The organism is Corynebacterium sp. UMB4614, assembly GCF_030217065.1.
Lineage (GTDB): Bacteria > Actinomycetota > Actinomycetes > Mycobacteriales > Mycobacteriaceae > Corynebacterium.
Window position 1 is genome coordinate 141,554 of the sequence record NZ_JASONC010000001.1, and the last position, 24,875, is coordinate 166,428.

The following is a 24,875-nucleotide window of genomic DNA, read 5'->3' on the forward strand; positions in this document are numbered from 1 at the left end:
GAAGTATTGATGGCGCTCACACCAGCTGACGTTCACAATGTTGCGTTCAGTAAGCCCCCGATTGGTAAGCGTGGCTACAACGAGGACGAGGTCGATCAGTTCCTCGACCTCGTTGAGGACACCCTCGCCGAGCTCCAGGACGAGAACGCTGAACTTCGCAGCCAGGTGGGCGACGGTGGCCAGCCGGTCGTTGCCGCAGCGGACACCAAGGTCGACGAGGAGGCACTGCGCAAGCAGATCCGCTCCGAGGTTGAGGCCGAGGTCCGCGAGGAGGCTCGCCGCGAAGCGCAGAACTCCCAGTCTAAGGGGGCTGAAGAGGTCTCCGGCCTGCAGTCCAAGCTGAAGGAGGCGGAGCAGCGCGCCGAGGCCGCTGAGCGTCGCGCCCAGGAAGCTGAGCAGAAGGCGAAGAAGGCTCAGCAGGATGCCGAGGCCGCGAAGTCCCAGGCTGGCAAGGCTGCCCCGCAGGCTTCCGGTGTCGCCGGTGGTGCAGCTGCCAAGGGCGCTGCCACCGAGGACACCCACATGCAGGCCGCCCGCGTGCTGTCCCTGGCTCAGGAGATGGCCGACCGCCTCACCAACGACGCGAAGACCGAGTCCAACGCCATGCTGGATGAGGCCCGCGCCGAGGCGAAGAAGACCCTGGACAACGCGGACTCCACCGCGAAGAACCAGCTGGCGGACTCCCAGAAGCGTTCCGAGGAGCAGCTCTCCGACGCGAAGACCCGCTCCGAGAAGATGCTGGCCGACGCGAAGCAGAAGTCCGAGACCCAGCTCTCCGACGCGAAGCAGAAGTCCGAGACCCTGGTCTCCGACGCCAACGCTCAGGCAGAGGCCACCGTGCGCCAGGCGCAGGAGAAGGCCAACGCCCTGCAGCAGGACGCCGAGCGCAAGCACACCGAGATCATGACCACGGTGAAGAAGCAGCAGACCGCTCTCGAGGCCCGCATCGAGGAGCTGCGCACCTACGAGCGCGAGTACCGCACCCGCCTGAAGACCTTCCTCGAGTCCCAGCTTGAGGACCTCAACAGCCGCGGCACCGCAGCGCCGAAGGCCGTCGAGGGCGAAGGCGAGCGAAACTAGCGATCATGCTCGTGGCCTCACTGGGCCTCGCGGTCCTCGGATTTGCGGCACTCCTGGTGGCGCTCTACCTGGGCTCAGTCACCTGGGCCTGGATCTGCGTGATCATCGCAGCCATCGGAGTCCTGCTCTCCATCGCAGAGGCCATCCAGCACCGGAAGAGCAAAAAATAACTACATAGCTTTACCCCTAGGGTTGGCAGCCACACCGAGCCAACCCACCGCGAGGACCCGGCCATCACCGGCGAGCGTCTCGGAAGAACAGCCCCCACGAGGGATGCCCAGTAGAACCGAGCGGAGTCGCGTTCCGTACAACAACGCAAGATAAGAGGAAGCCTTTCCAACGGGCGGGTGGCGCCCACGGAAGGCTTCAAGCAGGGTGGTACCGCGAATCCTCGTCCCTGTGCTTGAAAGAAATTTCATTTTAAGCACCAGAGACGAGGATTTTCTTATGGCTACACCAGCTGGCGGCGTCTACCCCCGCGTGGACATGAGCGGCGGGGGCAGCAACTTCCCGGCCATGGAAGAAGAGGTACTGAAGTACTGGAAGAAGGACAATACCTTCCAGGCCAGCCTCGATAACCGCAAGGACAACGAGGAGTACGTCTTCAACGACGGCCCGCCGTTCGCCAACGGCCTGCCGCACTACGGCCACCTGCTCACCGGCTACGTCAAGGACATCGTCCCGCGCTACCGCACCATGGCCGGCTACCACGTCCCGCGCGTCTTCGGCTGGGACTGCCACGGCCTGCCTGCCGAGCTGGAGGCGGAGAAGCAACTGGGCATCAAGGACAAGGGCGAGATCGAGTCCATGGGGCTCGACCGCTTCAACGAGTACTGCGCCAAGTCCGTCATGCACTACGCCGATGAGTGGGAGAACTACGTCACCCGTCAGGCTCGCTGGGTCGACTTCGACAACGGCTACAAGACCATGGACCAGGACTACATGGAGTCCGTCATGTGGGCTTTCAAGGAGCTCTACGACAAGGGCCTGATCTACCAGGGCTTCCGCGTGCTGCCGTACTCCTGGGCCGAGCACACCCCGCTGTCCAACCAGGAGACCCGCCTCGACGACTCCTACCGCGACCGCCAGGACCCGACGGTCACCGTGACCATGCCGTTCACCGGCGCACGCGAGGGCTACCCAGCCACCAAGACTTGGGAGGCGCACCCCGAGCTGCACGACGCCGCGGCCATCGCCTGGACGACGACCCCGTGGACGCTGCCGTCCAACCTCGCCCTGGCCGTCGGCCCGGAGATCGAGTACTCCCTGGTCAAGGTCGGCGACGACGGTGCGGAGGGCTTCGTCGGCGCGAAGCTGCTGCTGGCTAGTGCACTGCTGGGTGCCTACGCCAAGGAGCTCGGCAAGGAGCCAGAGGTGCTGGCGACCTTCACCGGCGCTGAGCTTGAGGGCCTGGAGTACACCCCGGTCTTCGATCACTTCGCTGATCAGGACAACGCCTTCATGGTGCTCGTCGCGGACTACGTGTCCACCGAGGACGGCACCGGTGTCGTCCACCAGGCCCCGGCCTTCGGCGAGGACGATATGGACGTCTGTAAGGGCTACGGCATCGACCTGGTCATCCCAGTGGATGCCGACGGCAAGTTCACCTCCCTGGTGCCCGAGTACCAGGGCACGCTCGTCTTCGACGCCAACCGCGACATCATCCGCGATCTGAAGGCCAAGCAGCGCGTCCTGCGCGACCAGACGATCGTCCACTCCTACCCGCACTCCTGGCGCTCCGGCGAGCCGCTGATCTACATGGCTCTGCCCGGCTGGTTCGTGAATGTGCTCGAGATCCGCGACCGCATGGTGGAGCTCAACCAGCAGATCGAGTGGATCCCGGAGCACATCCGCGACGGCCAGTTCGGTAAGTGGCTGGAGGGGGCCCGCGACTGGAACATCTCCCGCACCCGCTACTGGGGCTCCCCGGTCCCAGCGTGGGTTTCCGATGACCCGCAGTACCCACGCGTGGACGTCTACGGCTCCATCGAGGAGCTGGAGGCCGACTTCGGCGTCCGCCCGAAGTCCCTGCACCGCCCGGACATCGACGAGCTGGTCCGCCCGAACCCGGATGACCCGACCGGCAAGTCCATGATGCGCCGCGTCCCGGACGTCCTCGACTGCTGGTTCGAGTCTGGCTCCATGCCTTTCGCCCAGTACCACTACCCGTTTGAGAACGTGGCGGCCTTCGAGGAGGAGCAGCCGGCGGATTTCATCGTCGAGTACTCCGGCCAGTCCCGCGGCTGGTTCTACGTCCAGCACGTACTCTCCACCGCGCTGTTCGACCGCCCGGCGTTCAAGAAGGTCGTCGCCCACGGCATCGTCCTGGGCTCCGACGGGCTGAAGATGTCCAAGTCCAAGGGCAACTACCCGGACGTCAACGAGGTCTTCGACCGTGACGGCTCCGACGCGATGCGCTGGTTCCTCATGTCCAGCCCGATCCTGCGTGGCGGTAACCTGATCGTCACCGAGCAGGGCATCCGCGAGGGCGTGCGCCAGGCGCTGCTGCCGATCTGGAATGCGTACAGCTTCCTGCAGCTCTACGCCTCCGAGGAGGCGCGCTGGTCCGTGGACTCCGATAACGTGCTGGACCGCTACATTCTCGCCAAGACCCACGACCTGGTGGCCAACGTGGACAAGGCCCTGGCCGATACCCGTATCGCGGACGCCTGCGACGAGGTGCGTCAGTACGCCGACATCCTCACCAACTGGTACGTGCGCCGCTCCCGTGACCGTTTCTGGGCTGGCCAGGAGGCTCACCCGGAGGCCTTCGACACCCTGTACACGGTGCTCGAGGTGGCCACCCGCGTGACCGCGCCGCTGCTGCCGTACATCTCCGAGGTCATCTGGCGTGGGCTCACCGGCGAGCGTTCCGTCCACCTGGCGGACTACCCGAAGGCCGAGGACTTCCCGGCCGACGCGGAGCTCGTCGACGCGATGGATGCTACCCGTGCGGTCTGCTCCTCGGCCAGCTCGGTGCGCAAGTCCAATAAGCTGCGCAACCGTCTGCCGCTGCCGAAGCTCACGGTCGCGTTGCCGGAGTCTGCACGGCTCGCGGACTTCGCCGCCACCATCCGCGACGAGGTCAATGTCAAGGACGTGGAGTTGACGGATGACGTTGACTCCGCGGGCAGCTTCGAGGTCGTCGTCAACGCGAAGGTTGCCGGCCCGACGCTTGGCCGTGACGTCCAGCGCGCGATCAAGAACGTCAAGGCCGGTAACTACGTCCGTGACGGCGAGAACGTCGTCGTCGACGGCGATATCGTCCTGACCCCGGAGCTGTACACCGAGCGCCTGGTGGCGGAGAACCCGGACTCCACCGCGCGCGTCGCGGGCCCGGGTGGGGTCGACGGTCTGGTGGTCCTCGACACGACCGTCACCCCCGAGCTGGAGGCCGAAGGCTGGGCAGCGGATGTCATCCGCGGCCTGCAAGACGCCCGCAAGAACGAGGGCTTCGAGGTCTCCGACCGCATCAGCCTGCGCCTGTCGGTGCCGGCGGAGAAGCAGGACTGGGCTAAGCAGCACATCGGCCACATCGCCGAGGAGGTCCTTGCGGTGGAGCACGAGGTGCTCACCGGCGAGAAGCTGGGCCACGAGATCGTGGCCGGCGTGACCGCCGAGGTGGCAAAGGTGGCTCGCTAAGCCGCCATGCGCTGGGTCGCCCACATCGACATGGACGCGTTCTACGCGTCCGTGGAGCAGCTGACCCGGCCGACCCTGCGTGACCGGCCCGTCCTTGTGGGCGGGATGTCCGGGCGCGGGGTTGTGGCCGGGGCGAGCTACGAGGCGCGCGTGTACGGCGCGCGCTCAGCCATGCCGATGCACCAGGCGATCCGGCTGTGCCGCAACCGAGCGATCGTGGTCCAGCCCCGGTCGGTGCTGTATAAGACCATTTCCCGGCGAATCTTCCAGGTCATCGCCGAGCGCGCGGGCGTGGTCGAGCAGCTCTCGGTCGACGAGGGCTTCGCCGAACCACAGGGGTTGGCCGACGCCGCGGCCGCCCGGCGGTGGGCCGAGGGCCTCCAGCGCGCGGTGGAGGAGGCCACGGAGCTGCCATGCTCCATCGGGATGGCGAGCACCAAGCTGGACGCGAAGATGGCCAGCGACCTGGCCAAGCCCCACGGCATCTTCGTGGTGGAGGACCGGATGGCCACCTTCGGGCCCCGCCCCGTGGGCGACCTATGGGGGATCGGTCGGGTTGCTCAGGCCAAGCTCGCCGACGTAGGCGTGTACACGATTCAGCAGTTCGTGGACATGGACCCCACCGACGTGAAATCACTGCTCGGCAAGGTCGGCCTTGAGGTTCAGGTCATGGCCGGCGGTGACGACCCCCGGCCCGTGGCCCCACGGGCGGAGGCGAAGCAGATCAGCGCCGAACAGACCCTGCCGGTGGACGCGCGGACCTACCGGGACGTGCTGAACATCATGGAACTCTCCGCCCGGCAGGCCTATCGGCGGCTGCGCAAGGACGGTCGGGCCGCACGCACTGTCACGGTGAAGATCCGTACCAGCGACTTCGCGCTGCACACCCGGTCAACCACGCTGCCCGCACCAACCGATGACTTCGAGCAGTTGTTGCGCGCCGCCCGCGCGGTACTGCCGCGCCCGGAGGACTCCGGCGCAGTGCGGCTGGTGGGCGTGGGATTCTCCGGACTCAGCCACGACCGGCAGGAGATGCTCTTCCCAGAGCTCAGCCACCCCGCGGTGCCGCACCCGAGTGCTACGACCGTTAGCGGCCCTGGCGTGATCCCGGCGGAGGCCGACGCAGCTGGCGAGTCACACCCCGGGGGTGCGGGGGAGCAGTCGGAAAACCGGTGGAAACAGACCCAGGACGTCTGGCACCCGGATTACGGGCATGGCTGGGTGCAGGGAAGTGGGGTGGGCGTGGTGACGGTGCGCTTTGAGACCCGCGAAACCGGTCCGGGACGCATCGCCACCTTCGGCACCGACGACCCGAAGCTCCAGCCCGCGGACCCGCTGGACAGCCTGGCCTGGGATACGGCTGCGGATGATGACGGCGGGCAGCTGGAGCTCGGTGGGGTAGACCCGACTGAGCCCCGCCCGGAATGAGATCCGGCGCACACCAACGCCTGCGGAAGCGGGCTTTGACACCCAGGCGAGTAGGATCAGGGCTTTGACACCCCCGCGTCGAAGGAGAATGTTGACCGTGAAGATCTGGAAGTCCGTGGCCGTGGCAACCGCTGCCGTCGCTGGCCTCATGCTGACCGCCTGCGGCTCGGAGGATGCGGATAACGCAGCCACCACCGAGCAGACCACCGCCAGCAGCGCACCGTCCTCCACCGCACCGGAGGAGAAGCTGCCGACCCCTCAGGAACTGCAGGAGGTCCTCCTCAAGGCCGTTGACCCGCGCGTCCCAGCCGAGGAGAAGGTCAATTCCGTCGTGGATGGTGACCAGGCTCCGGAAATCTTCGAGGCGCTGACCCGCAGCCAGAGCGAGGCTCAGGCGAAGCTCGAGGTCGTGGACCCGGTGCTGCCGGGCGTGCTGCCGGATATGGCCGAGGCCACCATCAAGCTGCAGGCGCCGGAGCGGGACCCGCAGGTCATCAGTGGAGTGGAGTTCGTCCACGAGGATGGCAAGTGGAAGCTGGACACCCGCTGGGCGTGCACCCTCGTCGAGACGGTTCTGCCGGAGCAGGTCCCGCCGATGTGTAAGGAGCTCTAAGCTCCCCACGCCCTGGGCTCTGCTCCCTGGGCCTTAGGCTGTCAACGGCCTACTTCCATTCGCTGCGCGACGTGATGGTCTGCAGTACGCGCAGCGGGGCGTCGTCCTTGCCGTAAGTGACGGTCGTTTCCACGCTGACCTTGCCCTCGGCGGGCAGCGGGCGGGTGAGGTCGACGGTGATCCGCCCCTCGGAGGTTGAATCCGCCTCCAGCACCTTCAGGTCCGTATCCGCCAGGCTCGCGACCGCCGGTCGGCGCTTGGCCGCGACGTCGAGGATGACCTTGTCGCCGTCCCGCTCCACGAGCGTGTACGTCAGCTCCTGGCGCAGCGAGACCCCCTCGTCCACGCGTCCGCTGACCGTCCACGTCGCGCCCGGGCCTACTTCCTCCTCAGGGAAGACGATCGGCAGGTCCGTCATCTGCGTTAGCGCCTGCTCCACGCTGGCCCGGGCCCCGTCCGTGGCACCTTCGGGAGCGCCGAAGGAGCGGGTCTTCACCCGGCCGCTGGGCTCCATCGTCTGGTGCATCTCGAAGCCCTCGGCGGAGGCCATGTCCTCGTTCAGCTCCGCGTTCGTCCCGTCCGGGCGCCCCACCACGACGGTCGTGGCGATCTCCTCGCCCGTTGCGCTCGCCGTGGCGTTCAGCGGCAGGTCCATCGTGACATCGCCGTAGGGGACGTCCTCGCCCTCGCCGTGGGCGGTTTTCTGCTCCAACCCCTGGGTCGCCGAATAGGTCAGCTCCTGGGATGTTTCCTCCTCGCCGATGCGGTAGGCGAGGGTCGCGCGGGGGCTGCTGCCGGGTTTAAGTAGTTGCACGCGCACACCCTCGACCGGCGCCTCGACGGCCTCTGGGCTCGACGAATCAGCAGAGCACGCGGCCGTGCCGAGGAGTCCGAGTGAGCACATCAGTGCGGCGATCGCGCGCCGACCGGTGCGGTGGGAACGGGTGCGTGAGGGAGTAAACACGGTCATAACCGTAGCAGTTTGGGCCTCAAGCTAGACTTGCTGGAGTGAAGCAGCAGAGTAACCGAGGAACCGTGACCGCCGTGGCCCTGGCGACCCTGGCGGTTGTGGTGATCATCGACCAGCTGAGCAAGTGGCTGGCCGTGGCCACCCTGCCACCGCGCGAACCCGTGCCGGTGCTGGGCGATTGGTTCCGCTTCTTGTTGGTCCGCAACCCGGGGGCGGCATTTTCGATGGGCACGGACGCCACCATCGTGCTGGCATTCATCCAGCTCATCGCGGTGGGTGTGGCGGTATTCCTGGCGTTTCGGGCCCGCACCGGGCTTGGTGCCCTGACCATTGGCCTGATCGGGGGAGGGGCGGCCGGCAACCTGATCGACCGCATCTTCCGGGAGCCGGGCGGCATGCACGGCCACGTCGTGGACTTCTTCAGCTTCTGGAACTTCGCGATCTTCAACGTGGCGGATATCGCTATTACCGTCGGGGTGGTCCTCTACCTCGCCATCGTTTTCATCGCCGAGCCCCGAACAGAAAGGAAGGCGCAGGAATGACCGAACGTGAGCAGCGGATGATGCCCGTGCCGGACGGCCTGGCGGGGATGCGTGTCGACGCAGGCCTGTCCAAGCTGCTGGGTTTGTCCCGGACGGTGGTGGCCGACCTCGCGGCGGCGGGGGACATCACCTCCGAGGGCAAGGCGCTGGGCAAGTCCGACCGGCTTGTTGCCGGCCAGTGGCTGGACGTCACCCTTCCCGCTCCGGAACGCGACCTGGCTGCCGAGCCACCCCAGCTCGTCGAGGGTATGGACATTCTCTATTCCGACGACGACGTCATCGCCGTGAATAAACCCGTCGGTGTGGCAGCACACCCGACCTTGGGCTGGGAGGGCCCCACCGTGACCGCGGGCCTGGCGGCCGCGGGTTTCCGTATCTCTACCTCCGGGCCCCCGGAGCGCAAGGGCATCGTCCAGCGGCTCGACGTGGGCACCTCCGGGGTGATGATCGTCGCCGCCAGCGAGCGGGCCTATACCCACTTGAAGCGCGCCTTCCGCAACCGCGAGGTGGAGAAGATCTACCACGCGCTGGTGCAGGGCCACCCCGACCCGACCTCCGGGACCATCGACGCCCCGATCGGGCGCCACCCCTCGGCGGGTTGGCGCTTCGCCGTGCGCGACGATGGCAAGCACGCGGTGACGCACTACGACACCCTGGAGGCCCACCGGCAGGCCAGCCTGCTGCGGGTGAACCTGGAGACCGGCCGGACCCACCAGATCCGCGTGCATTTTTCCTCCCTGCACCACCCGCTGTGCGGCGACCCCATGTATGGCTCGGACCCGGAGCTGGCCGAGAAGCTGGGCCTGATCCGCCAGTGGCTGCACGCGGTTTCCCTCCGCTTCGAACATCCCACGGGCCGAATGATGCAGATCGATAGCCCGTACCCGGCGGACCTCCAGCAGGCCCTGGATAGGCTGCGGGAGGCCAACGATGGAATCTAGGTCTCCGCAGGTGGTCAAGCCCAACCGCGCCCGCCAGCGGGAGCTGGACTGGGAGGATACCCGCCGACCCGCGTGGGTCGCGTGGCTCGGCGGGCTCTGCGCCATAGCCCTGCTCGTGGGGATCATGGTGATGGCCCAGTCGGACCGCACCAGTAAGCCGATGCACATTAATGGTGACCAGCTGGGGCCGTTCTACATGTCCGACCAGGCATACGAGGAACACTCCCGCCAGCTCCTTGACGAGGCCGAGGGGAACGAGCCGCGCTGGGCACTGGTCTCACCCGCCACGGCGATGGCGCCAAAGGACTTCGCCAAGGTCTTCGACATCCCGCACGCGGACCGGGTGCGTGTGTCCACGCTGCTGATCGGCCCGGTGGTCCAACGCCCAATCCCGGAGCCGGCCGCCGGGCTGCGCCGCGAGGACGTCTTCACCATCGCCACCGAAGGGCTGGAGGGGGAGAAGGTCGCCATCAACGGCGCCCTTGTCTACGCCGCGCCCGCCGAGCTCAAGGCGATCGCGGAGAACCCGAAAGTCATGGCCGTCGAACCGGCCCCGGTGGACGCAGCCTATGGTCGTATGGGTATCCGCGCCGTGACGCACGAGGAGGAGTAGCCCATGCTGTGGGGTTTTGCCGCGTACATCATGTGGGGATTCTTCCCCGCATTCTTCCCGCTGCTGGAACCGGCCGCGCCTGTGGAGATCCTGGCGCACCGCTTCATCTGGACCCTGGTCTTCGTGCTGCTGCTCCTGCTGGCGCTGCGCCGCATCAAGCTGCTGCGCGAGATCACGCCCCGCGAATGGATCCGGGTCGCGGTGGCTTCGCTGCTGATCTCCGTGAACTGGGGACTCTACATCTACGCGGTCAACAGCGGTCACGTCGCGGACGCCGCGTTGGGCTACTTCATCAACCCGCTGGTCTCCGTCGTGCTGGGCGTGCTGCTGCTGCGCGAGAGCTTGCGTCCGATGCAGAAGCTCTCGGTAGCCATCGCCGCCGTGGCGGTGGTGATCCTCACCATCGCGCTGGGGCAGCCACCGATCATCTCATTGGGGCTGGCCCTGAGCTTCGGCTTCTACGGTCTGGCGAAGAAGCGCATGCGGTTGGAACCACTGCAATCCCTGGCCGCTGAGACGATGGTGCTTGCCCCCATTGCCGTGATCTACCTGCTGTGGTTGGGTCCGGAGTCAACCTTCACCACCGAGGGTGGCGGACACACGGCTCTGCTGATGGTCGCGGGTGTGGTCACCGCCCTGCCGCTGCTGGCCTTCGCCCGCGCCGCCCAGGAGATGTCCCTGACTTCGCTGGGCATGATCCAGTACCTCACCCCGGTCATGCAGATGCTCTGGGCCGTGTTCGTCACGAAGGAACATATCGAGCCGATGCGTTGGGTGGGCTTCTCCATCATCTGGGTGGCCGTGGTGATCTTCATCATCGACATGGTCATCCAGACCCGCGCCACCCGGCGCAACGCCTCCCTGGAGAAGATCGGCAAGGTCACTCCAGCCACTGAGGAAGACTAGACGAAGGCCTGCCCCTCGCCCCGGTAGGTCGGCCACCGGTCCACGATCTGACCACCGGACACGACGATCACCTCGTCGAACCACTCCGCCTGCTCGCCGGCCTTCGCGTGGCGGAACCACACGTGATCTCCCAACTGCAGGCTTTTAGCCGCAGGTCCCTTCAGCGGGGTCTGTACCTCGCCAGGGCCCTCCAGTGGGGCCATGCGCAGGCCAGCGGGGTAGTCCACCGTTGGCAGCCGGTCCGACCCCGGCGGCCCAGAGGCCACCCGGCCACCACCCGCCACCGTCACCACATCGGCGGCGGGGCGGCGCACCACCGGCACCACAAACCACTGCGCCGGATCCGGTTGGAAGCTCTTATAGCGGTCGAATAACCCGGGGGCCAGCACTCCCGAGCCCGCACCGATCTCCGTGATCACTGTTTCCGCCGAGGTAGTCTCGATCGACCCAGTGCCCCCGCCGTTGACGAACTCCAGCGGCGGTTGCCCCGCGCTCGCCAGGAGCTGCTCCACGGCTCGGACAATCTTCCCGCGCCGGGTGGCCAGCTCCCGGGTGGAGATCCCCTTCATCACCGAGATCGCCGGGGAGCTATCCGTGGTCCCGGCGATCTGCCCCTCGTAAGCCATGAGACCCACCAGCCGGAACCCCGGCCGGGCAACAATGACCTCCGCCAGCCGCCGGACCTGCTCCACGGAGTGGGCCGGGGAACGCAGTGCCCCCACGTGCACCGGCCCCATGGCCAGGCTGGCGTCCACGTCGATGCACACCCGAATCTCCCCGCGTTCGGCACCGGAACCAACCTCCTCGGCCACTGCCTCGTCGATGAAGTCCAGGTGGGCCGGAGAATCCACCATCACGGTGATGGACTCCCGGAGCGTGCGGGACGCGGCGAGTGTGCGCAGCGCCTCGCGGTGGGTGGTGGGGTAGGCGACCAGGACGTCGTCGCTGACCCCGGTCTCGACCAACCAGATGGCCTCGGAGAGGTGGAAACCCAACACCCCGGCGTAGCCCGGCAGCTCCAGCACGCGGCGCAGCATCTCACGGATACGCACCGACTTGCTGGCAAGCCGGATCGGGGTGCCATTCGCGCGCCGAACCATATCGCGGGCGTTCGCGAGCGCGGCGTCGAGATCCATGACGGCGAACGGGGCATCCAAATGGGCAACGGCAGACCTGGTCAAATACTTCACGGAGCAAAAGCTTAGTGCCCGAGTTTCGCAGTGTCCGGAAAACGATAGGATAGCCAGTTATGAGCCGCTCGTCTTTCGTCCACCTGCATAATCACACGGAATACTCCATGCTCGACGGCATGGCGAAGGTAGACATGCTCGCCGAGGAGGTCGCCCGCCAGGGAATGCCCGCGGTGGGCATGACCGACCACGGCAACATGTTCGGCGCGGATGCCTTCTACCGCACCATGACGGCGGCCGGGATCAAGCCGATCATCGGCATCGAGGCCTACATGGCCCCCGACTCCCGCTTCAACATGAACCGCGTGCGCTGGGGTAACCCGGAGCAGAAGAAGGACGACGTCTCCGCCTCCGGCGCGTACCTGCACCAGACAATGCTCGCCGAGAACGCCACCGGCCTGCGCAACCTCTTCTACCTTTCCTCCATGGCCTCCTACGAGGGCCAGCTGGGCAAGTGGCCGCGCATGGACGCCGAGCTCATCGCCGAGCACGCCGAGGGCGTCATCGCGACCACCGGCTGCCCCTCCGGCGACGTGCAGACCCGCCTCCGCCTTGGCCAGTTCAACGAGGCCCTCGAGGCCGCGGCGATGTGGCAGGACATCTACGGCAAGGACAACTTCTTTCTCGAGCTCATGGACCACGGGCTGGAGATCGAGAAGCGCGTCCGCGACGAGCTGCTGGAGATCGGCCGCAAGCTGGACCTGCCGCCGCTGGTCACCAACGACTGCCACTACGTGCTGGAGAACCAGGCCGCCGCCCACGAGGTCATGCTGTGCGTGCAGACCGGCTCCACCATGGACGAACCCACCATCGACGAGGGCGGTAAGCGCTTCGCCTTCAGCGGTTCCTCCTACTACATCCGTACCGCGGAGGACATCCGCAACCAGTGGGACCATGTCGTCCCGGATGGTTGCGATAACACCCTGTGGATCGCCGAGCGCGTCCAGGACTACGGCGAGATCTGGGAAGAACACCCCTACGACCGCATGCCGGTCGCCGAGGTTCCAGAAGGCCACACACCGACGTCCTGGCTGACCCACGAGGTCATGTGTGGCCTGGAGGAGCGATTCAACGGCGGCCCGGTGCCGCAGGAATACATTGACCGGGCCGAGTACGAAATCGGCGTCATCGACATGAAGGGCTACCCTTCCTACTTCCTCATCGTCGCCGAGCTGATTAAGTACGCCCGCTCCGTCGGCATCCGCGTCGGCCCCGGCCGTGGCTCCGCCGCAGGCGCCCTGGTGGCCTACGCACTGACGATCACGAACATCGACCCCATCGAGCACGGCCTGCTCTTCGAGCGCTTCCTCAACCCGGAACGCCCGTCCGCGCCTGATATCGATATCGACTTCGACGACCGCCGCCGTGGCGAGATGATCCGCTACGCAGCGGATCGCTGGGGCGAGGACAAGATCGCCCAGGTGATCACCTTCGGCACGGTGAAGACCAAGCAGGCGATTAAGGACTCGGCGCGTGCCTGGTACGGGCAGGCGGGCTTCCAGATGGCTGACCGGATCACCAAGACTCTGCCGCCGGCGATCATGGCTAAGGACATCGAGCTCAAGGGCATCAAGGACCCGGAGCACCCGCGCTACGCGGAGGCCGCCGAGGTCCGTCAGCTCATCGACACCGACCCGCAGGTCAACAAGATCTACGAGGACGCCCTCGGGCTGGAGGGGGTGGTCCGCCAGGCGGGCGTGCATGCCTGTGCGGTGATTATGTCCTCCGTCCCACTACTGGACTGCATCCCGATGTGGAAGCGCAAGCAGGACGGCGCGCTGATTACCGGCTGGCCCTACCCGGCCTGTGAGGCCATCGGCCTGTTGAAGATGGACTTCCTGGGCCTGCGCAACCTCACCGTCCTCGGCGATGCGATCGACAACATCAAGAAGAACCGTGGCGAGGACTTCGACCTCGAGGGGCTGTCCACCGAGGACGATGCGACCTACGAGCTGCTCGCCCGGGGCGACACCCTGGGTGTGTTCCAGCTGGACTCCGGCGGCATGCAGGAGCTGCTCAAGCGCATGAAGCCCACCGGGTTCAGCGATATTGTCGCCTCCCTGGCCCTGTACCGCCCGGGCCCGATGGGTGTGAACGCCCACTGGGACTACGCGGACCGCAAGAACGGGCGCAAGCCGATCACCCCGATCCACCCGGAGCTGGAGGAACCGCTCAAGGAGATCCTCGACGAGACCTACGGCCTGATCGTCTACCAGGAGCAGATCATGAGGATCTCCCAGAAAGTGGCGAACTACACCGCGGGTGAGGCAGACGGCTTCCGAAAGGCCATGGGTAAGAAGAAGCCGGAGGTCCTGGCCCAGCAGTACGACAAGTTCTGGTCGGGCATGCAGGCAAACGGCTACTCCAAGGAGGCCATGGACGCCCTGTGGGGCACCATCGAGCCCTTCGCCTCCTACGCGTTCAACAAGTCCCACGCCGCGGGCTATGGGCTGGTGTCTTTCTGGACTGCCTACCTGAAGGCTAACTACACCGCGGAGTACATGGCCGCGCTGCTGACGAGTGTCTCGGATAAGAAGGACAAGTCCGCCATCTACCTGGCCGACTGTCGCCACCTGGGCATCAAGGTGCTCTCGCCGGACGTCAACGAGTCCGCCTTCACCTTCCAGTCCGTCGGCGAGGACATCCGCTTCGGCCTCGGCGCGGTGCGCAACGTCGGCGAGGACGTCGTCGAATCCATCATCGCCGCACGCGAGGAGAAGGGGGCGTTCAAGGACTTCTCTGACTACCTGGACAAGATCGACGCCGTCGCCGCCTCCAAGCGCGTGACCGAGTCGCTGATCAAGGCGGGAGCCTTCGACTCCCTCGGGCACCCGCGCAAGGGCCTCGTCCTCGTCCACGAGGACGCCGTCGACGCCGTCGTCGCGACGAAGAAGGCCGCCGCCAAGGGACAGTTCGACCTCTTCGCCGGCCTCGGCGCCGAAGAGGCCGGGGACGTCTTCAAGGTCGAGGTCCCGGACCAGGAGTGGGAGCGCAAGCACGAGCTCGCCCTGGAGCGCGACATGCTGGGCCTCTACGTCTCCGGCCACCCCCTCGACGGCTTCGAGGACGCCCTCGACGCCCAGGTCGACACCCCGCTGCCCACCGTCCTGTCCGGCGAGCTGCCGAATAACAAGGACGTCAAGATCGGCGGCATCATCTCCAGCGTCGAGCGCCGCGTGGACCGCAACGGTGCGCCCTGGGTCATCGCCACCCTCGAGGACCAGCACGGCGCGCAGGTGGAACTGCTCGTCTTCGCGAAGACCTACCAGATGGTCGCCCCGCAGATTGTGGAGGACAACATCGTGCTCGCGAAGGCGAAGATCCGCTACCGCGACGACCGCATGAGCATCTTCTGCGAGGATCTGAAGTCCGCCGAGCTCTCCATCGGGGCGGGCACCGGCGTGCCACTGCGGCTGAACATCCGCGTCGACCAGGCCACCCCGGAGAACATGCAGCGCCTCAAGCAGGTGCTCAGCAACAACAAGGGCGACTCGGATGTCTACCTCACCCTCATCGACGGTGAGCAGGAGGTGCAGTTCCTCCTCGGCCCAGAGATGCGGGTGACCAAATCCCCGGCGCTGATGGGGGACCTGAAGGCCAGCACCTGGGAGGGTATCTTCGCCTAAACGCCCAGGTGGTCCCGGCCCTCACGGCTGCCCAACCACGAGCACACCACGAGCAGGAAAACAACACCCAGTGAGCGAGAAGAAGCAGACCCCCGAGTCGGAAGGCGCAGAAGAGTTCACCCGGCTTGCGCCCTACCGCCGCCCGACGGATAACGAGTGGCAGGCCGAGCTCGAGATCAAGCGCTCCACCTTCATTGGCCTGGTGCGGCAGACCCCCACCGAGGCCGAGGCACGGGCATTCATCGACGAGGTCCGGGAACGCTACCCGGATGCCCGCCACCACTGCAGCGCCTACCTCGTCCACCAGGACGGAGCCCAACCCATCGAGCGCTCCAGTGACGACGGCGAGCCCGCCGGCACCGCCGGACAGCCCATGCTGGAGGTGCTGCGCGGCAGCGGGGCCCTGGACGTCACCGCCGTGGTCGTCCGCTACTTCGGCGGCGTCCTGCTGGGTACCGGCGGCCTGGTCCGCGCCTACCACGACGCCACCAAGGCCGCGCTCGATAAGGTCACCTGGGTCACACGCACCCAGCTGGAGCTCTACCGCGTGGAGCTCAATCACGACGAGGCCGGGCGCGTGGAATCCGACATCCGCAATGCCGGCTACCAGATCCTGGAGACCGACTACGCCGCCCAGGTCGGCTTCCTCATCGCCGGGGACGATGCGCTAGCCACCCATCTGGCCAGCTGGACCCAAGGCCGCGTGGAACCCACCCGCGCGGGCCAACGTTGGGTAGATTTACCCACCGGAAGCTAAAACTTTTCCCAGGCACCCTGGCGACCCGGTGAGCACCCGGGCCACAACACCAAGAACGTGATAGAGGAAGAAGCACCATGACCCTCAGCCCCTACGGAGACAACCCGATTGCCCAGCGCAAGGCCGCCGTGCGCAAGCACTCCAAGGCTATCCAGATCACCGCTGGCGTCGGCGGCGGACTCATCGTCCTGGGCGCCCTCACCGGCGCTGGCATGGGCTTCATCATCACCGTCCTGGTGATCTCCCTAATCGTGGCCGGATACAACGGCTGGCAGATCAACAAGATCATCAACCAGAAGGACAACTGGTAAACCATGGTCCGCGTCGACGCCTGGGTCTGGGCCGTCCGCCTCACCAAGACCCGCGCGCAGGCCGCGGCCGCATGCCGCGCCGGGCATGTGAAAATCAACGGCGAATCAGTGAAGCCTGCTCAGCACGTGGCCGTGGGGGACCAGGTGCGGGTGTGGGTCAATCACCGCGAACGCATCGTTGAGGTCACGGAACTGCTGCACAAGCGAGTGGGGGCGCCCGTGGCGCAGAAAGCCTATATCGACCACTCTCCGCCACCACCGCCCAAGGAGATCATCGCCTCCATGCCACGGCGTGACCCCGGGGCCGGCCGGCCCACGAAGAAGGAGCGCCGCCAGCTGGATAAGTTCATGCGCAACCAGCGGCGCCGCTGAATGCGGTAGCACCGCGTTGGTGCGCCGCGGCGCTAAAGCTAGCGGCGATCACCGCTGGGCGTAGACGCCCAGCGGCAACAACTGGGAACCAGTGCGTTCAGTCGCGTGTGCCGGGGGAGTAGACCTTTTGTCCCAGCTGCTGCCAACGGTTGCCGAGGCGCCCCGGGCGGGTCTCGATATTCTCCCCGATGTGCACGGTGCGCCGAATATGGTCCCGGCCGTAGGTGAACAACAGCAGGTCGTCGATGAGTCGCACCTGCCCGGGCTCGAAGGGATAAGCCATCGCCTCGTTGAGCGCGGCGATGCGCTCCGGGTCCAGCAGCTCCTTGAGCTCCGCGACGGTGGTGATGCCGTGGGCAGCCAGCATCGCGATCGCCCAGCCGTAATAATCCGCCCGCGAGGTGGGGTAGGAGTTGCCCAGCAGGCGGGTGAGCAGGCCCGGCAGCGAGCGGGTGTCGAGCTCGGTGGCGTCCTGCTCCTGCGTGCGGGCGTCGACGATGCGGGCGATCTTGTCGAACTGCTCGTCGGCGAGTTCGATGAGACCTGCGGCCAGCGTGAAAGCCCGGTCCACCTCCGGGTTGCCGGACATCTCCGGGTTCTTGTAGCGCATATCGTGCTCGAACTCGGCCCACGCGTGCTGCAGCACGGTGCGCAGCTGCACCTCCACTCGCCGGCCGAGTTGCTCTGAGTAGCCGATCACGTGGTGGGAGGCGTAACCGAAGCGCCCGCTCTTGGCGGTTTCGGCGGCCTTATCGACCACGGTGTCGATGGCGAAGATGGTGCTCACCGCCGCGAGCAGCTGCTCGATCTCACCGGAGTGGAAGGTGGTCACCCGGATGCCGACGATGTCGTGGGCGCTCGCGAAGTCCTGATATTCCGGGTAGTTGGGGTTCTTCAGCTTCGCGACGAAGCTGGAGCGGTCCTTCAGCCTCACCGAAACCTGGTCGAAGCTGATCCCCGCGTCGTCGAGCGCGGCGGCAACGAGCTCTTTCGTTTCGCGCTCGGCGGCGGGGTGCTCATCGAGCCAGGTGTCGTAGTCCTTCAGCGCCTGGGCGATGGTGCTGGCGGTTGGTGAGGTGGAGTTTCCCATGACCCAGAGTCTAAGCCACGGTTCGCGAGGCCGCGGAGAGCGGTTTCTAGAGGAAGTCGAAGGCCACGCAGAAGCCAGTGCGCAGGTCGAAGGGGCCGTGCCAGTCCTGGCGCTCGATAGCCAACGGCAGCGGGCAGACCTGCACGCGCTCGCCGGCGACGTAGAACGCCGCCACCCCGTCCAAGACCCTTTCCATCCGTTCCGCGAGCCCCTGAGCCAGCTTCGGGTGGGTCAGCATCGCGGTCGGCGGCGGGGCGCCCGCGGAACCGGTGAGCTCCACCCAGCCATAATCCCGGGAGTCGAGGCGGTGGACACGGTAGGCCTCGCCGGATTCGCCCACCACCTCGCTGATGCTGTCTGCGGTCTCACCCCACAGCTGCAGAAGCGTGTGATAATCCTTCTCCGAGAACTCCGGCAGCTCCGCGGTGAAGCCGGACCCCACGGGCACCCGCACCGGGCGGCTATAGCAGGCCTCCGGCAGGCGGGTCAGCCGAGCCACCCCGGGCAGGCTGCGACCCGCAGGGCTCCTCGGCTCGGCCGTGCACTGAGTGGCCACCTCCGCGGCCGGGGCGATCGTCGTCCTGGTTCTACGCGTTGTCACTGTGCTCGTCATGACAGTGTTAGACAACGCGGGAGCCCATTTGGTTCCCGAAAACGGCGGAAAACCCAAAAAATTCTTGGGGAGCCACCCACCGCGCCGGGGCGCTAGCCCTGCACTCCCAGCTTCTGAAGCAGTTCCTCGAAGGTCCAGATCGCCAGCTCCTGGCCCTGTTCCTGCAGCTCCCGGGCGCGCTTTTCCTTGCTGGTCACCGTCGCCCATTCGCCGAGAATCAGCAGTGTGGTCTTCTTCGTCACGTTCTTCGCCACGATGGCGCCGGCATCGGCCAGCATGTCCCAGACCTCGCCCTTGGAATAGGGCTCCACGTCCCCTGTGATGACGACCGTCTCGCCGAACACGGGGCCGTCCACGTCCGCTTCAGTGTTTTGCTCCGGCACCTTGTCTGGTGTGGCCACCCGGTCCCAGGGGGCGCGCCGGTTGCCGCTCTTCTTCGGTGTCTTCTTTGTCGACGACGACGTCGGCGCGGCCGCTGGTGCTGCGGAGCTGCCCGCCGCTGGGGCGTCCGACTCGAAGGAGGCCGACCACTCTGCGGCATCGATGGTCGCGACGTCGACGTCGAAACCGGCCTGTAGGCGGGAAAGTTGCTCGTCGATCTCGGTCAGCATCTCCGCCTCGCCGGGGAAGAAGTGCACGGTGGCCGGGTTCAGGCGTGCCTCATCGAAGCTGCGGATGAAGCCGTTGGTGCTGGCCCCAGCAAGCAGGAAGTGCAACCACCCCGGCGAGCTGGCCGTCGGCGCCGAGATGCGCCAACCCAGCAGTTGCTCCGATGCGATGGCCAGATCGGGGGAGAGGGAGCGGGCGAGCAGCGAACGGTGGACCTGAATGCCGTCGCTGGTGATGGTGATCGAGGAGTCCGTCATGGCTTCGACGCTACCCGATGGAGCTAGGCACAGGACACGCGAGCGACTAGGCTTCTAAAGCTATGAAGATCTCAGCAGTTTCCAGCTCTGGACGGCGCGCCCTCGCGGTGTGTCTGGCAGCAGGGCTCGCCCTGTCCGCTTGCTCGAAGGAAGAGGAAGCGTCGAAGGACGAGAAGTCCACCTCGACCACCGCCTCGCAGGCCGACGCGAAGAAGTCCGAGGACAAGGACAAGAAGAAGGCCGAAGAAAAGAAGGCTGAGGAGAAGAAGGCCGCCGAAAAGAAGAAGGCGGAGGAAAAGAAGAAGGCGGAAGCCGAGAAGAAGCGGGCTGAGGCCAAGAAGGAAGAGGCCAAGAAGGCAGAGGCCGCCAAGCAGGCCCAGCAGGAGCAGGCGAAGGAGCAGCCCAAGGCGCCGGGTGGTGCCCCGGCGCAGGGCAACGCGGCGAATGACGAGAAGGAGATCCGCGACCTCGTCATGGGCATGAACGCCCACGTCAACAACCCGCACGCCTACATGAACTACCGCCGTGACAACGCCTGCCAGCGCGTCCGCAACGAGGTTGGCGACGGCGCCTTCGACGAGGCAGCGAACAACCTCGCCGGGACCGGGCTGAACCTGATCCCGCGGATCGACAACATCAACAGCGTGCAGGTCAACGGCAACACCGCCCGCGTCGAGACCACCGCCAGCGCACAGGGCCAGTCCCAGCCAGCGCCGATTGACCTGGTCAAGGAAGGCGGGCGCTGGAAGTTTTGCGGCTAGCTAGCATCGCACGCAAGGCGCAGCCGGTCTCCGCGGTATTCCTCTTCGCGATGCTGGCCTACGGCGTTGTCGGTGTGCTGTGGGGGCTGTGGCACCCGACCGTTGACGTCGAGGTGACCGCCAACGGTGCACTCGACCCCGTGCCCGGCACCGAAGATGCCAGCTTCGTGGGCTTTGCGTGCTTCGTTATCGTCACCGGCCTGCTGGCCTTCGCCGTCGCCGGGTGGTCTTTCCTCACCAAACCGCGCGGACCGGCCATGATGATGTGGACCACGCTCGTGGTGTTCTCCGGCACCTGGTGGGCCTTCGCGATTGGGGCGCGGATCACCAGCTGGATGAATACCCTGCCCGAGGGGCACCCCGCCCCGGGGGACGTTCTCCACTTGGCCAGCGCCGATATTTCGCTGACCGCGCTGCTGCTGCCGATGACCATCGCCCTGGTCTTCTACTGGTGCGCGTCCGTGATGAGCGACAGTGAGACCTTCAGCGATAGTGCGGCTTCGGCAGAGAACTAGCCGCCGAGCTCCTCTTTGACCTGCGTGAATACCGCGTCGAGCTCTGCGGGGCGCGCGAATTCCGCGGGCATGGCCACGTTCGCCTGGGCGTAGGCCTGCCGCGCCAGGTCAGTTTCCCCCATCGCCAGCTGGGCGCGAGCCTCCGCCAGTAGCGCGAAGGCCTCCTTGACCGGGTGCCCCAACCGCTCGAAGGCGCTAGTCGCCCGGCGCGCGAAGTCCACGGCCGCCCCGCCCTCGGCGAACTGGGCCATGGTGAGCAGCCACTCGGCGACGTGCCACTCCTTGCCCTCCTCTTGGCTGGCCTCAATCAGCTCCCAGGAGCGGCGGAGGTACGCGGTCGCGGCGTCCTCGTCGAGGTAGGCCAGAGTCTGGAAGACCTCGGCGGCATCCAGCAGCCGGCCGGATGCCTTCAACAACTCCGCCCGGCGGTGCTGCAGGTCGAAGACCTCTTCGGCTAGCCCCAGGCGCAGGCCCGCGAAGGTGGCGATCGCGTAGCAGGAGGCGGTGCGCTGGTCATTGGGGGTCATCTCCGACCAGTGGATCACCGACCGCGCGGTGTCCCAGGCCTCCTCGAAGAGGTTGTTTTCGAAGGCGGACTGGGCGATGACCTCCTGCAAATCCAGCAGGATGGGGCCGACGGGGACGCCGTCGACCCAGGTGACCATGTCATGTGAGAGCTGCCAGGCCTCTCCCTCGCGGTCCTGGGAGAAGTACACGCGGGCGGTGAGCTCCGCGTGACGCATCGCGATGACCGGGGCATCCATGATGCGAGCCAGCTCCACGCAGCGTGCCCAGTGCTCAGCCACGCCTGCCTCGTCGCCTTCCAAAAGTGCAAAGTGCCCCAGCATGTCGTGGGCGTCGAAGCGGGAGACCGAGGTGGTGTCTGAGCTGCTCAGCACCTCGCTGGCCAGGGCATAGGCCTGCTGTTTGCGGCCGGAGAACCAGTGCCGCTGGGCGTACCAGAGCAATCGGTCTGCCTCGGTGGGGTAGGCGGTGCCGAAGCGGCGCACCAGCCCAGCGAAGACCTCTGCCAGCTGCTCGCTGACATTCACGGCCACCGAGTATGCGGTCGTGGCGGCGGTGGCGAGCTTCACCGCATCGGGGCGGTCGATGCTCTCCCCGCGAATGGTCGGTTCCTCGCCGACAGTGGGGGAATCCGGGGTGGGGCGCCAGGCATGGAAGTCCTCGAGCAGAGCGCGCAGCCGGTCCTCGGGCTCGCCGAGCGGGTACACAGAGGGCTCATCCTGGTTGAGCGCGTGGAAGGCCAGGTGAGCCTTGCCGACGAGCGTGAGCGCATCGTCCCCGCGACTGTCCGCCCAGGTGTTGAGCTCGCCGAGCGCGGCGATGGCCTCGTCGGTCATCCCCATCACATCTGCGGCCCCGGCGCGCAGGAAGTAGAACTCGCCGACGAGCTCGGGGCTGACGTCCTCGGCGGTGGCGAGCCAGTGGAAGCGGGCGAATTCGCTCATCTGCCGCCAGGCCGTGCGCCCCTGAGCGACATCGTGGGCGCTATCGGCCAACAATGCGTTCAAAGTCAGTGGCATGCCCCATGAACCTCCGGAAAACCTGGCGTGATTAGAATAAGGATCACCCTAGCAACCCACCATTTTTAGCCCCTTTAAGGGAGAGGATCTGGCATGCTCCAGCGCATTGATCTTCGAGGCACCACACCCACCACCGCGCAGCTTCGGCGGGCGCTGCCCCGCGGCGGCACGGATATTGATGCGGTGCTGCCGACCGTCTCGCCCGTCGTCGAGGACGTCAAGGCTCACGGCGCGGCGGCGGCGAATAAGTACTCCCAGCAGTTCGACGGCTGCGTTCCAGCGAGCCTCCGGGTGCCGGCCGAGGTCATCGATCAGAGCCTTGACACCCTGGAGCCGAAGGTGCTGGACGCGCTCAAGGAGGCGATCCGCCGGGTGCGGGCCTTCCACGAAGCGCAGCGGCCGGAGGACCAGGACGTCGAGATCGCCGAAGGTGGCGTGGTCTCCGAGCGATGGATCCCGGTGGAGCGGGTGGGCCTGTACGTCCCGGGTGGCAAGGCCGTGTACCCATCCAGCGTGATCATGAACGCAGTTCCCGCGCAGGCCGCCGGCGTCGGCAGCCTCGTGGTGGCCTCCCCGCCGCAGGCGGATAATGGCGGCTGGCCGCACCCGACGATCCTCGCGGCCTGCAAGCTGCTGGGCGTGGACGAGGTCTGGGCCGTGGGCGGCGCGCAGGCCATCGCGCTGCTGGCCTACGGCGACGAGGACCTGGAGCCGGTGGACATGATCACCGGTCCGGGCAATATCTTCGTCACCGCCGCCAAGCGACTGTGCCGCTCCGTCGTTGGTATCGACGCGGAGGCAGGCCCCACTGAGATCGCGGTCCTGGCCGACGAGTCCGCCGACCCCGTGCAGGTGGCTTATGACCTGATCAGCCAGGCCGAGCACGACCCGATGGCGGCTTCCGTGCTGATCACAAACTCCGAACAGCTCGCCGACGCGGTCGACCGCGAGATCGCCGAGCGCTACCAGGTGACCCACAACTCCGAGCGCGTCGCCGAGGCCCTGCAGGGCCAGCAGAGCGGCATCGTGCTCGTCGGCGATGAGGAAGAGGCGATCCGCGTGGCCAACGCCTACGCCGCCGAGCACCTGGAGATCCACACGAAGGACGACACCGGCACTGCGAAGAAGATCATCAACGCCGGTGCGATCTTCATCGGGCCGTACAGCCCGGTGCCGCTGGGCGACTACGCCGCGGGCAGCAACCACGTCCTGCCGACCAGCGGCAGCGCCCGGCACTCCTCGGGCCTGTCCACCCACACCTTCCTCAAGTCCGTGCACGTCGTGAACTACAGTGAGCAGGCCCTGCAGGACGTCTCGGAGACCGTGATCGCCCTCGCGGACGCCGAGCGCCTCCCCGCCCACGGGGAAGCAATCAAGGCCCGCACCAACCCAGATTGGACCAACCGTGGTTAATCTCCCGATCCGTGAAGAATTCCAGGGCAAGTCTGCCTACGGCGCGCCCCAGCTGACCGTCAAGAACCAGTTGAACACGAACGAAAACCCCTACCCGCCGAGCGAGGCCATCGTTGAGGACCTCGTCGCCGAGGTCCGCGCGCTCGGTGCTGGGCTAAACCGTTACCCGGAACGCGACGCCGTCGAGCTGCGCGAGGACCTGGCTGAGTACATCACCGCCCAGACAGGCGTGGCGGTCACCAAGGACAATCTGTGGGCGGCCAACGGCTCCAACGAGATCCTGCAGCAGCTCCTTCAGGTCTTCGGCGGGCCGGGCCGCAGCGTGCTGGGTTTCGTACCCAGCTACTCCATGCACCCGATCCTCGCGGCAGGCACCCAGACCGAGTTCATCGCCATCGACCGCGACCCGGCCCAGGGCTTCGCGATTGACGTCGACAAGGCTGTGGCGGCCATTGAGGAGCATCAGCCGAACATCGTTTTCGTCACGACGCCGAATAACCCGACCGGTGGGATCACCCCGCTGGCGGACATCCGCCGCATCCTCGACGCCGCACCGGGGATCGTCATCATCGACGAGGCCTACGCCGAGTTCTCCGACGAACCGAGCGCTTGCACGCTGCTGGCGGACTACCCGGCCAAGCTCGTGGTCTCCCGCACGATGAGCAAGGCCTTCGACTTTGCCGGTGGTCGCCTGGGCTACTTCGTGGCCGACCCGGCGTTCATCGAGGCAGTCATGCTGGTGCGCCTGCCGTACCACCTCTCGACGCTGAGCCAGGCCGCCGCGCGCGTGGCGCTGCGCCACAGGGAGGATACGTTGGCCACCGTCGCCACCCTCAGCGAGCAGCGCGACCGGGTTGCCGCCGAGCTGAAGGAACTCGGCTATGAGGTCGTCGACTCGCACTCCAATTTCATCTTCTTCGGTGGGCTGCAGGACAGTCACCGCACGTGGGAGGCGTTCTTGGACCAGGACGTCCTCATCCGCGACGTCGGCATCCCCGGCTGGCTGCGCGTGACGATCGGCCTGCCGGAAGAAAACGACGCCTTCTTGGCCGCAGCGGCAGCAGTGAAAGGAAAGAACTAAC

23 protein-coding genes are annotated in these 24,875 nt (G+C 66.5%); 17 read left to right on the forward strand and 6 right to left on the reverse strand.

What is annotated here, in order from left to right:
• The first annotated feature begins 9 nt into the window (after positions 1 to 9).
• The 5 genes from QP413_RS00590 (at position 10) to QP413_RS00610 (ending at position 6,763) form a co-directional block, all read left to right on the forward strand.
• Positions 10 to 1,080, forward strand: coding sequence for a DivIVA domain-containing protein (locus QP413_RS00590; protein ID WP_284780071.1), 1,071 nt, complete (start codon positions 10 to 12; stop codon positions 1,078 to 1,080).
• A gap of 5 nt (positions 1,081 to 1,085) precedes the next feature.
• A complete protein-coding gene (locus QP413_RS00595; protein ID WP_168167033.1) occupies positions 1,086 to 1,250 on the forward strand; it encodes a hypothetical protein in 165 nt (54 codons plus the stop codon).
• A gap of 277 nt (positions 1,251 to 1,527) precedes the next feature.
• Positions 1,528 to 4,722, forward strand: a complete 3,195-nt coding sequence (ileS, locus tag QP413_RS00600) for an isoleucine--tRNA ligase (protein WP_070758026.1) — start codon at positions 1,528 to 1,530, stop codon at positions 4,720 to 4,722.
• Positions 4,723 to 4,728: 6 nt separating this feature from the next.
• A complete protein-coding gene (locus tag QP413_RS00605; protein ID WP_284780072.1) occupies positions 4,729 to 6,150 on the forward strand; it encodes a DNA polymerase IV in 1,422 nt (473 codons plus the stop codon).
• Positions 6,151 to 6,238: 88 nt separating this feature from the next.
• Positions 6,239 to 6,763 carry a hypothetical protein gene (locus QP413_RS00610; RefSeq protein ID WP_284780073.1) on the forward strand — a complete coding sequence of 175 codons (525 nt, stop codon included), beginning with the start codon at positions 6,239 to 6,241 and terminating at the stop codon, positions 6,761 to 6,763.
• A 49-nt stretch (positions 6,764 to 6,812) separates the two neighbouring features.
• On the opposite strand, the gene QP413_RS00615 is transcribed toward QP413_RS00610, so the two are convergent.
• Positions 6,813 to 7,733 carry a DUF6263 family protein gene (locus tag QP413_RS00615; protein ID WP_284780074.1) on the reverse strand — a complete coding sequence of 307 codons (921 nt, stop codon included), beginning with the start codon at positions 7,731 to 7,733 and terminating at the stop codon, positions 6,813 to 6,815.
• Positions 7,734 to 7,771: 38 nt separating this feature from the next.
• On the opposite strand from QP413_RS00615, the gene lspA reads away from it, so the two are divergent.
• The 4 genes from lspA to rarD are packed head-to-tail and all read left to right on the forward strand — an operon-like array spanning position 7,772 to position 10,735.
• Positions 7,772 to 8,275 (forward strand): signal peptidase II, encoded by a 504-nt coding sequence (lspA, locus tag QP413_RS00620; RefSeq protein ID WP_284780076.1) that lies wholly within the window; start codon positions 7,772 to 7,774, stop codon positions 8,273 to 8,275.
• Positions 8,272 to 9,216, forward strand: a complete 945-nt coding sequence (locus QP413_RS00625) for an RluA family pseudouridine synthase (RefSeq protein WP_284757782.1) — start codon at positions 8,272 to 8,274, stop codon at positions 9,214 to 9,216. Before lspA ends, QP413_RS00625 begins: the two co-directional genes overlap by 4 nt.
• On the forward strand, positions 9,206 to 9,829 hold the full coding sequence (locus QP413_RS00630) for a hypothetical protein (protein WP_148812049.1): 624 nt from the start codon (positions 9,206 to 9,208) through the stop codon (positions 9,827 to 9,829). The genes QP413_RS00625 and QP413_RS00630 overlap by 11 nt, the downstream gene beginning before the upstream one ends.
• A gap of 3 nt (positions 9,830 to 9,832) precedes the next feature.
• A complete protein-coding gene (gene rarD, locus QP413_RS00635; protein WP_284780077.1) occupies positions 9,833 to 10,735 on the forward strand; it encodes an EamA family transporter RarD in 903 nt (300 codons plus the stop codon).
• On the opposite strand, the gene QP413_RS00640 is transcribed toward rarD, so the two are convergent.
• Positions 10,732 to 11,916, reverse strand: a complete 1,185-nt coding sequence (locus tag QP413_RS00640) for an amino acid deaminase/aldolase (RefSeq protein WP_284780153.1) — start codon at positions 11,914 to 11,916, stop codon at positions 10,732 to 10,734. The genes rarD and QP413_RS00640 overlap by 4 nt on opposite strands.
• Before the next feature lie 68 nt (positions 11,917 to 11,984).
• Here QP413_RS00640 and dnaE point away from each other — a divergent pair, with 68 nt between their 5' ends.
• The 4 genes from dnaE (at position 11,985) to QP413_RS00660 (ending at position 16,991) form a co-directional block, all read left to right on the forward strand.
• On the forward strand, positions 11,985 to 15,551 hold the full coding sequence (gene dnaE, locus QP413_RS00645; RefSeq protein ID WP_284780078.1) for a DNA polymerase III subunit alpha: 3,567 nt from the start codon (positions 11,985 to 11,987) through the stop codon (positions 15,549 to 15,551).
• Between the two features lie 70 nt (positions 15,552 to 15,621).
• Positions 15,622 to 16,308, forward strand: a complete 687-nt coding sequence (locus tag QP413_RS00650) for a YigZ family protein (protein WP_284780079.1) — start codon at positions 15,622 to 15,624, stop codon at positions 16,306 to 16,308.
• A gap of 77 nt (positions 16,309 to 16,385) precedes the next feature.
• Positions 16,386 to 16,619 carry a hypothetical protein gene (locus tag QP413_RS00655; protein ID WP_148812040.1) on the forward strand — a complete coding sequence of 78 codons (234 nt, stop codon included), beginning with the start codon at positions 16,386 to 16,388 and terminating at the stop codon, positions 16,617 to 16,619.
• Between the two features lie 3 nt (positions 16,620 to 16,622).
• On the forward strand, positions 16,623 to 16,991 hold the full coding sequence (locus tag QP413_RS00660) for an RNA-binding S4 domain-containing protein (RefSeq protein ID WP_284780080.1): 369 nt from the start codon (positions 16,623 to 16,625) through the stop codon (positions 16,989 to 16,991).
• A 97-nt stretch (positions 16,992 to 17,088) separates the two neighbouring features.
• Here the strand turns inward: QP413_RS00660 and QP413_RS00665 are convergent, their stop codons facing one another.
• The 3 genes from QP413_RS00665 to QP413_RS00675 form a co-directional block, all read right to left on the reverse strand.
• On the reverse strand, positions 17,089 to 18,081 hold the full coding sequence (locus tag QP413_RS00665) for a GTP pyrophosphokinase family protein (RefSeq protein WP_284780082.1): 993 nt from the start codon (positions 18,079 to 18,081) through the stop codon (positions 17,089 to 17,091).
• A 46-nt stretch (positions 18,082 to 18,127) separates the two neighbouring features.
• Positions 18,128 to 18,682 (reverse strand): hypothetical protein, encoded by a 555-nt coding sequence (locus tag QP413_RS00670; protein WP_284780084.1) that lies wholly within the window; start codon positions 18,680 to 18,682, stop codon positions 18,128 to 18,130.
• A 104-nt stretch (positions 18,683 to 18,786) separates the two neighbouring features.
• Positions 18,787 to 19,560 carry a BRCT domain-containing protein gene (locus tag QP413_RS00675; protein ID WP_284780085.1) on the reverse strand — a complete coding sequence of 258 codons (774 nt, stop codon included), beginning with the start codon at positions 19,558 to 19,560 and terminating at the stop codon, positions 18,787 to 18,789.
• 62 nt (positions 19,561 to 19,622) lie between these two features.
• On the opposite strand from QP413_RS00675, the gene QP413_RS00680 reads away from it, so the two are divergent.
• Together QP413_RS00680 and QP413_RS00685 are read left to right on the forward strand one after the other, a co-directional pair.
• Positions 19,623 to 20,321: a hypothetical protein gene (locus QP413_RS00680; RefSeq protein WP_284780086.1), complete on the forward strand. Its 699-nt coding sequence runs from the start codon at positions 19,623 to 19,625 to the stop codon at positions 20,319 to 20,321.
• On the forward strand, positions 20,312 to 20,836 hold the full coding sequence (locus tag QP413_RS00685; protein ID WP_284780087.1) for a hypothetical protein: 525 nt from the start codon (positions 20,312 to 20,314) through the stop codon (positions 20,834 to 20,836). Before QP413_RS00680 ends, QP413_RS00685 begins: the two co-directional genes overlap by 10 nt.
• Here the strand turns inward: QP413_RS00685 and QP413_RS00690 are convergent.
• Entirely contained in the window at positions 20,833 to 22,380 is a 1,548-nt protein-coding gene (locus QP413_RS00690) for a hypothetical protein (RefSeq protein WP_284780088.1), read from the reverse strand. The genes QP413_RS00685 and QP413_RS00690 overlap by 4 nt on opposite strands.
• Positions 22,381 to 22,473: 93 nt before the next feature.
• Between QP413_RS00690 and hisD the strand changes: the two genes are divergently transcribed.
• The gene (gene hisD, locus QP413_RS00695) at positions 22,474 to 23,793 is read left to right on the forward strand and encodes a histidinol dehydrogenase (RefSeq protein WP_284780089.1); all 1,320 of its coding nucleotides are present in this window, start codon (positions 22,474 to 22,476) and stop codon (positions 23,791 to 23,793) included.
• The gene (locus QP413_RS00700) at positions 23,774 to 24,874 is read left to right on the forward strand and encodes a histidinol-phosphate transaminase (protein ID WP_284780155.1); all 1,101 of its coding nucleotides are present in this window, start codon (positions 23,774 to 23,776) and stop codon (positions 24,872 to 24,874) included. The genes hisD and QP413_RS00700 overlap by 20 nt, the downstream gene beginning before the upstream one ends.
• Position 24,875: the final 1 nt, after the last annotated feature.

Excerpts from the sequence above, each read along its gene's own strand:
- QP413_RS00615 (WP_284780074.1), bottom strand. The coding sequence starts at position 7,733 with ATGACCGTGTTTACTCCCTCACGCACCCGTTCCCACCGCACCGGTCGG.
- dnaE (WP_284780078.1), top strand. The coding sequence starts at position 11,985 with ATGAGCCGCTCGTCTTTCGTCCACCTGCATAATCACACGGAATACTCC.
- QP413_RS00590 (WP_284780071.1), top strand. The coding sequence starts at position 10 with ATGGCGCTCACACCAGCTGACGTTCACAATGTTGCGTTCAGTAAGCCC.
- QP413_RS00660 (WP_284780080.1), top strand. The coding sequence starts at position 16,623 with ATGGTCCGCGTCGACGCCTGGGTCTGGGCCGTCCGCCTCACCAAGACC.
- QP413_RS00690 (WP_284780088.1), bottom strand. The coding sequence starts at position 22,380 with ATGCCACTGACTTTGAACGCATTGTTGGCCGATAGCGCCCACGATGTC.
- rarD (WP_284780077.1), top strand. The coding sequence starts at position 9,833 with ATGCTGTGGGGTTTTGCCGCGTACATCATGTGGGGATTCTTCCCCGCA.
- QP413_RS00625 (WP_284757782.1), top strand. The coding sequence starts at position 8,272 with ATGACCGAACGTGAGCAGCGGATGATGCCCGTGCCGGACGGCCTGGCG.
- QP413_RS00665 (WP_284780082.1), bottom strand. The coding sequence starts at position 18,081 with ATGGGAAACTCCACCTCACCAACCGCCAGCACCATCGCCCAGGCGCTG.
- hisD (WP_284780089.1), top strand. The coding sequence starts at position 22,474 with ATGCTCCAGCGCATTGATCTTCGAGGCACCACACCCACCACCGCGCAG.
- QP413_RS00675 (WP_284780085.1), bottom strand. The coding sequence starts at position 19,560 with ATGACGGACTCCTCGATCACCATCACCAGCGACGGCATTCAGGTCCAC.
- QP413_RS00680 (WP_284780086.1), top strand. The coding sequence starts at position 19,623 with ATGAAGATCTCAGCAGTTTCCAGCTCTGGACGGCGCGCCCTCGCGGTG.
- QP413_RS00605 (WP_284780072.1), top strand. The coding sequence starts at position 4,729 with ATGCGCTGGGTCGCCCACATCGACATGGACGCGTTCTACGCGTCCGTG.
- ileS (WP_070758026.1), top strand. The coding sequence starts at position 1,528 with ATGGCTACACCAGCTGGCGGCGTCTACCCCCGCGTGGACATGAGCGGC.
- QP413_RS00630 (WP_148812049.1), top strand. The coding sequence starts at position 9,206 with ATGGAATCTAGGTCTCCGCAGGTGGTCAAGCCCAACCGCGCCCGCCAG.
- QP413_RS00610 (WP_284780073.1), top strand. The coding sequence starts at position 6,239 with ATGTTGACCGTGAAGATCTGGAAGTCCGTGGCCGTGGCAACCGCTGCC.
- QP413_RS00595 (WP_168167033.1), top strand. The coding sequence starts at position 1,086 with ATGCTCGTGGCCTCACTGGGCCTCGCGGTCCTCGGATTTGCGGCACTC.
- QP413_RS00655 (WP_148812040.1), top strand. The coding sequence starts at position 16,386 with ATGACCCTCAGCCCCTACGGAGACAACCCGATTGCCCAGCGCAAGGCC.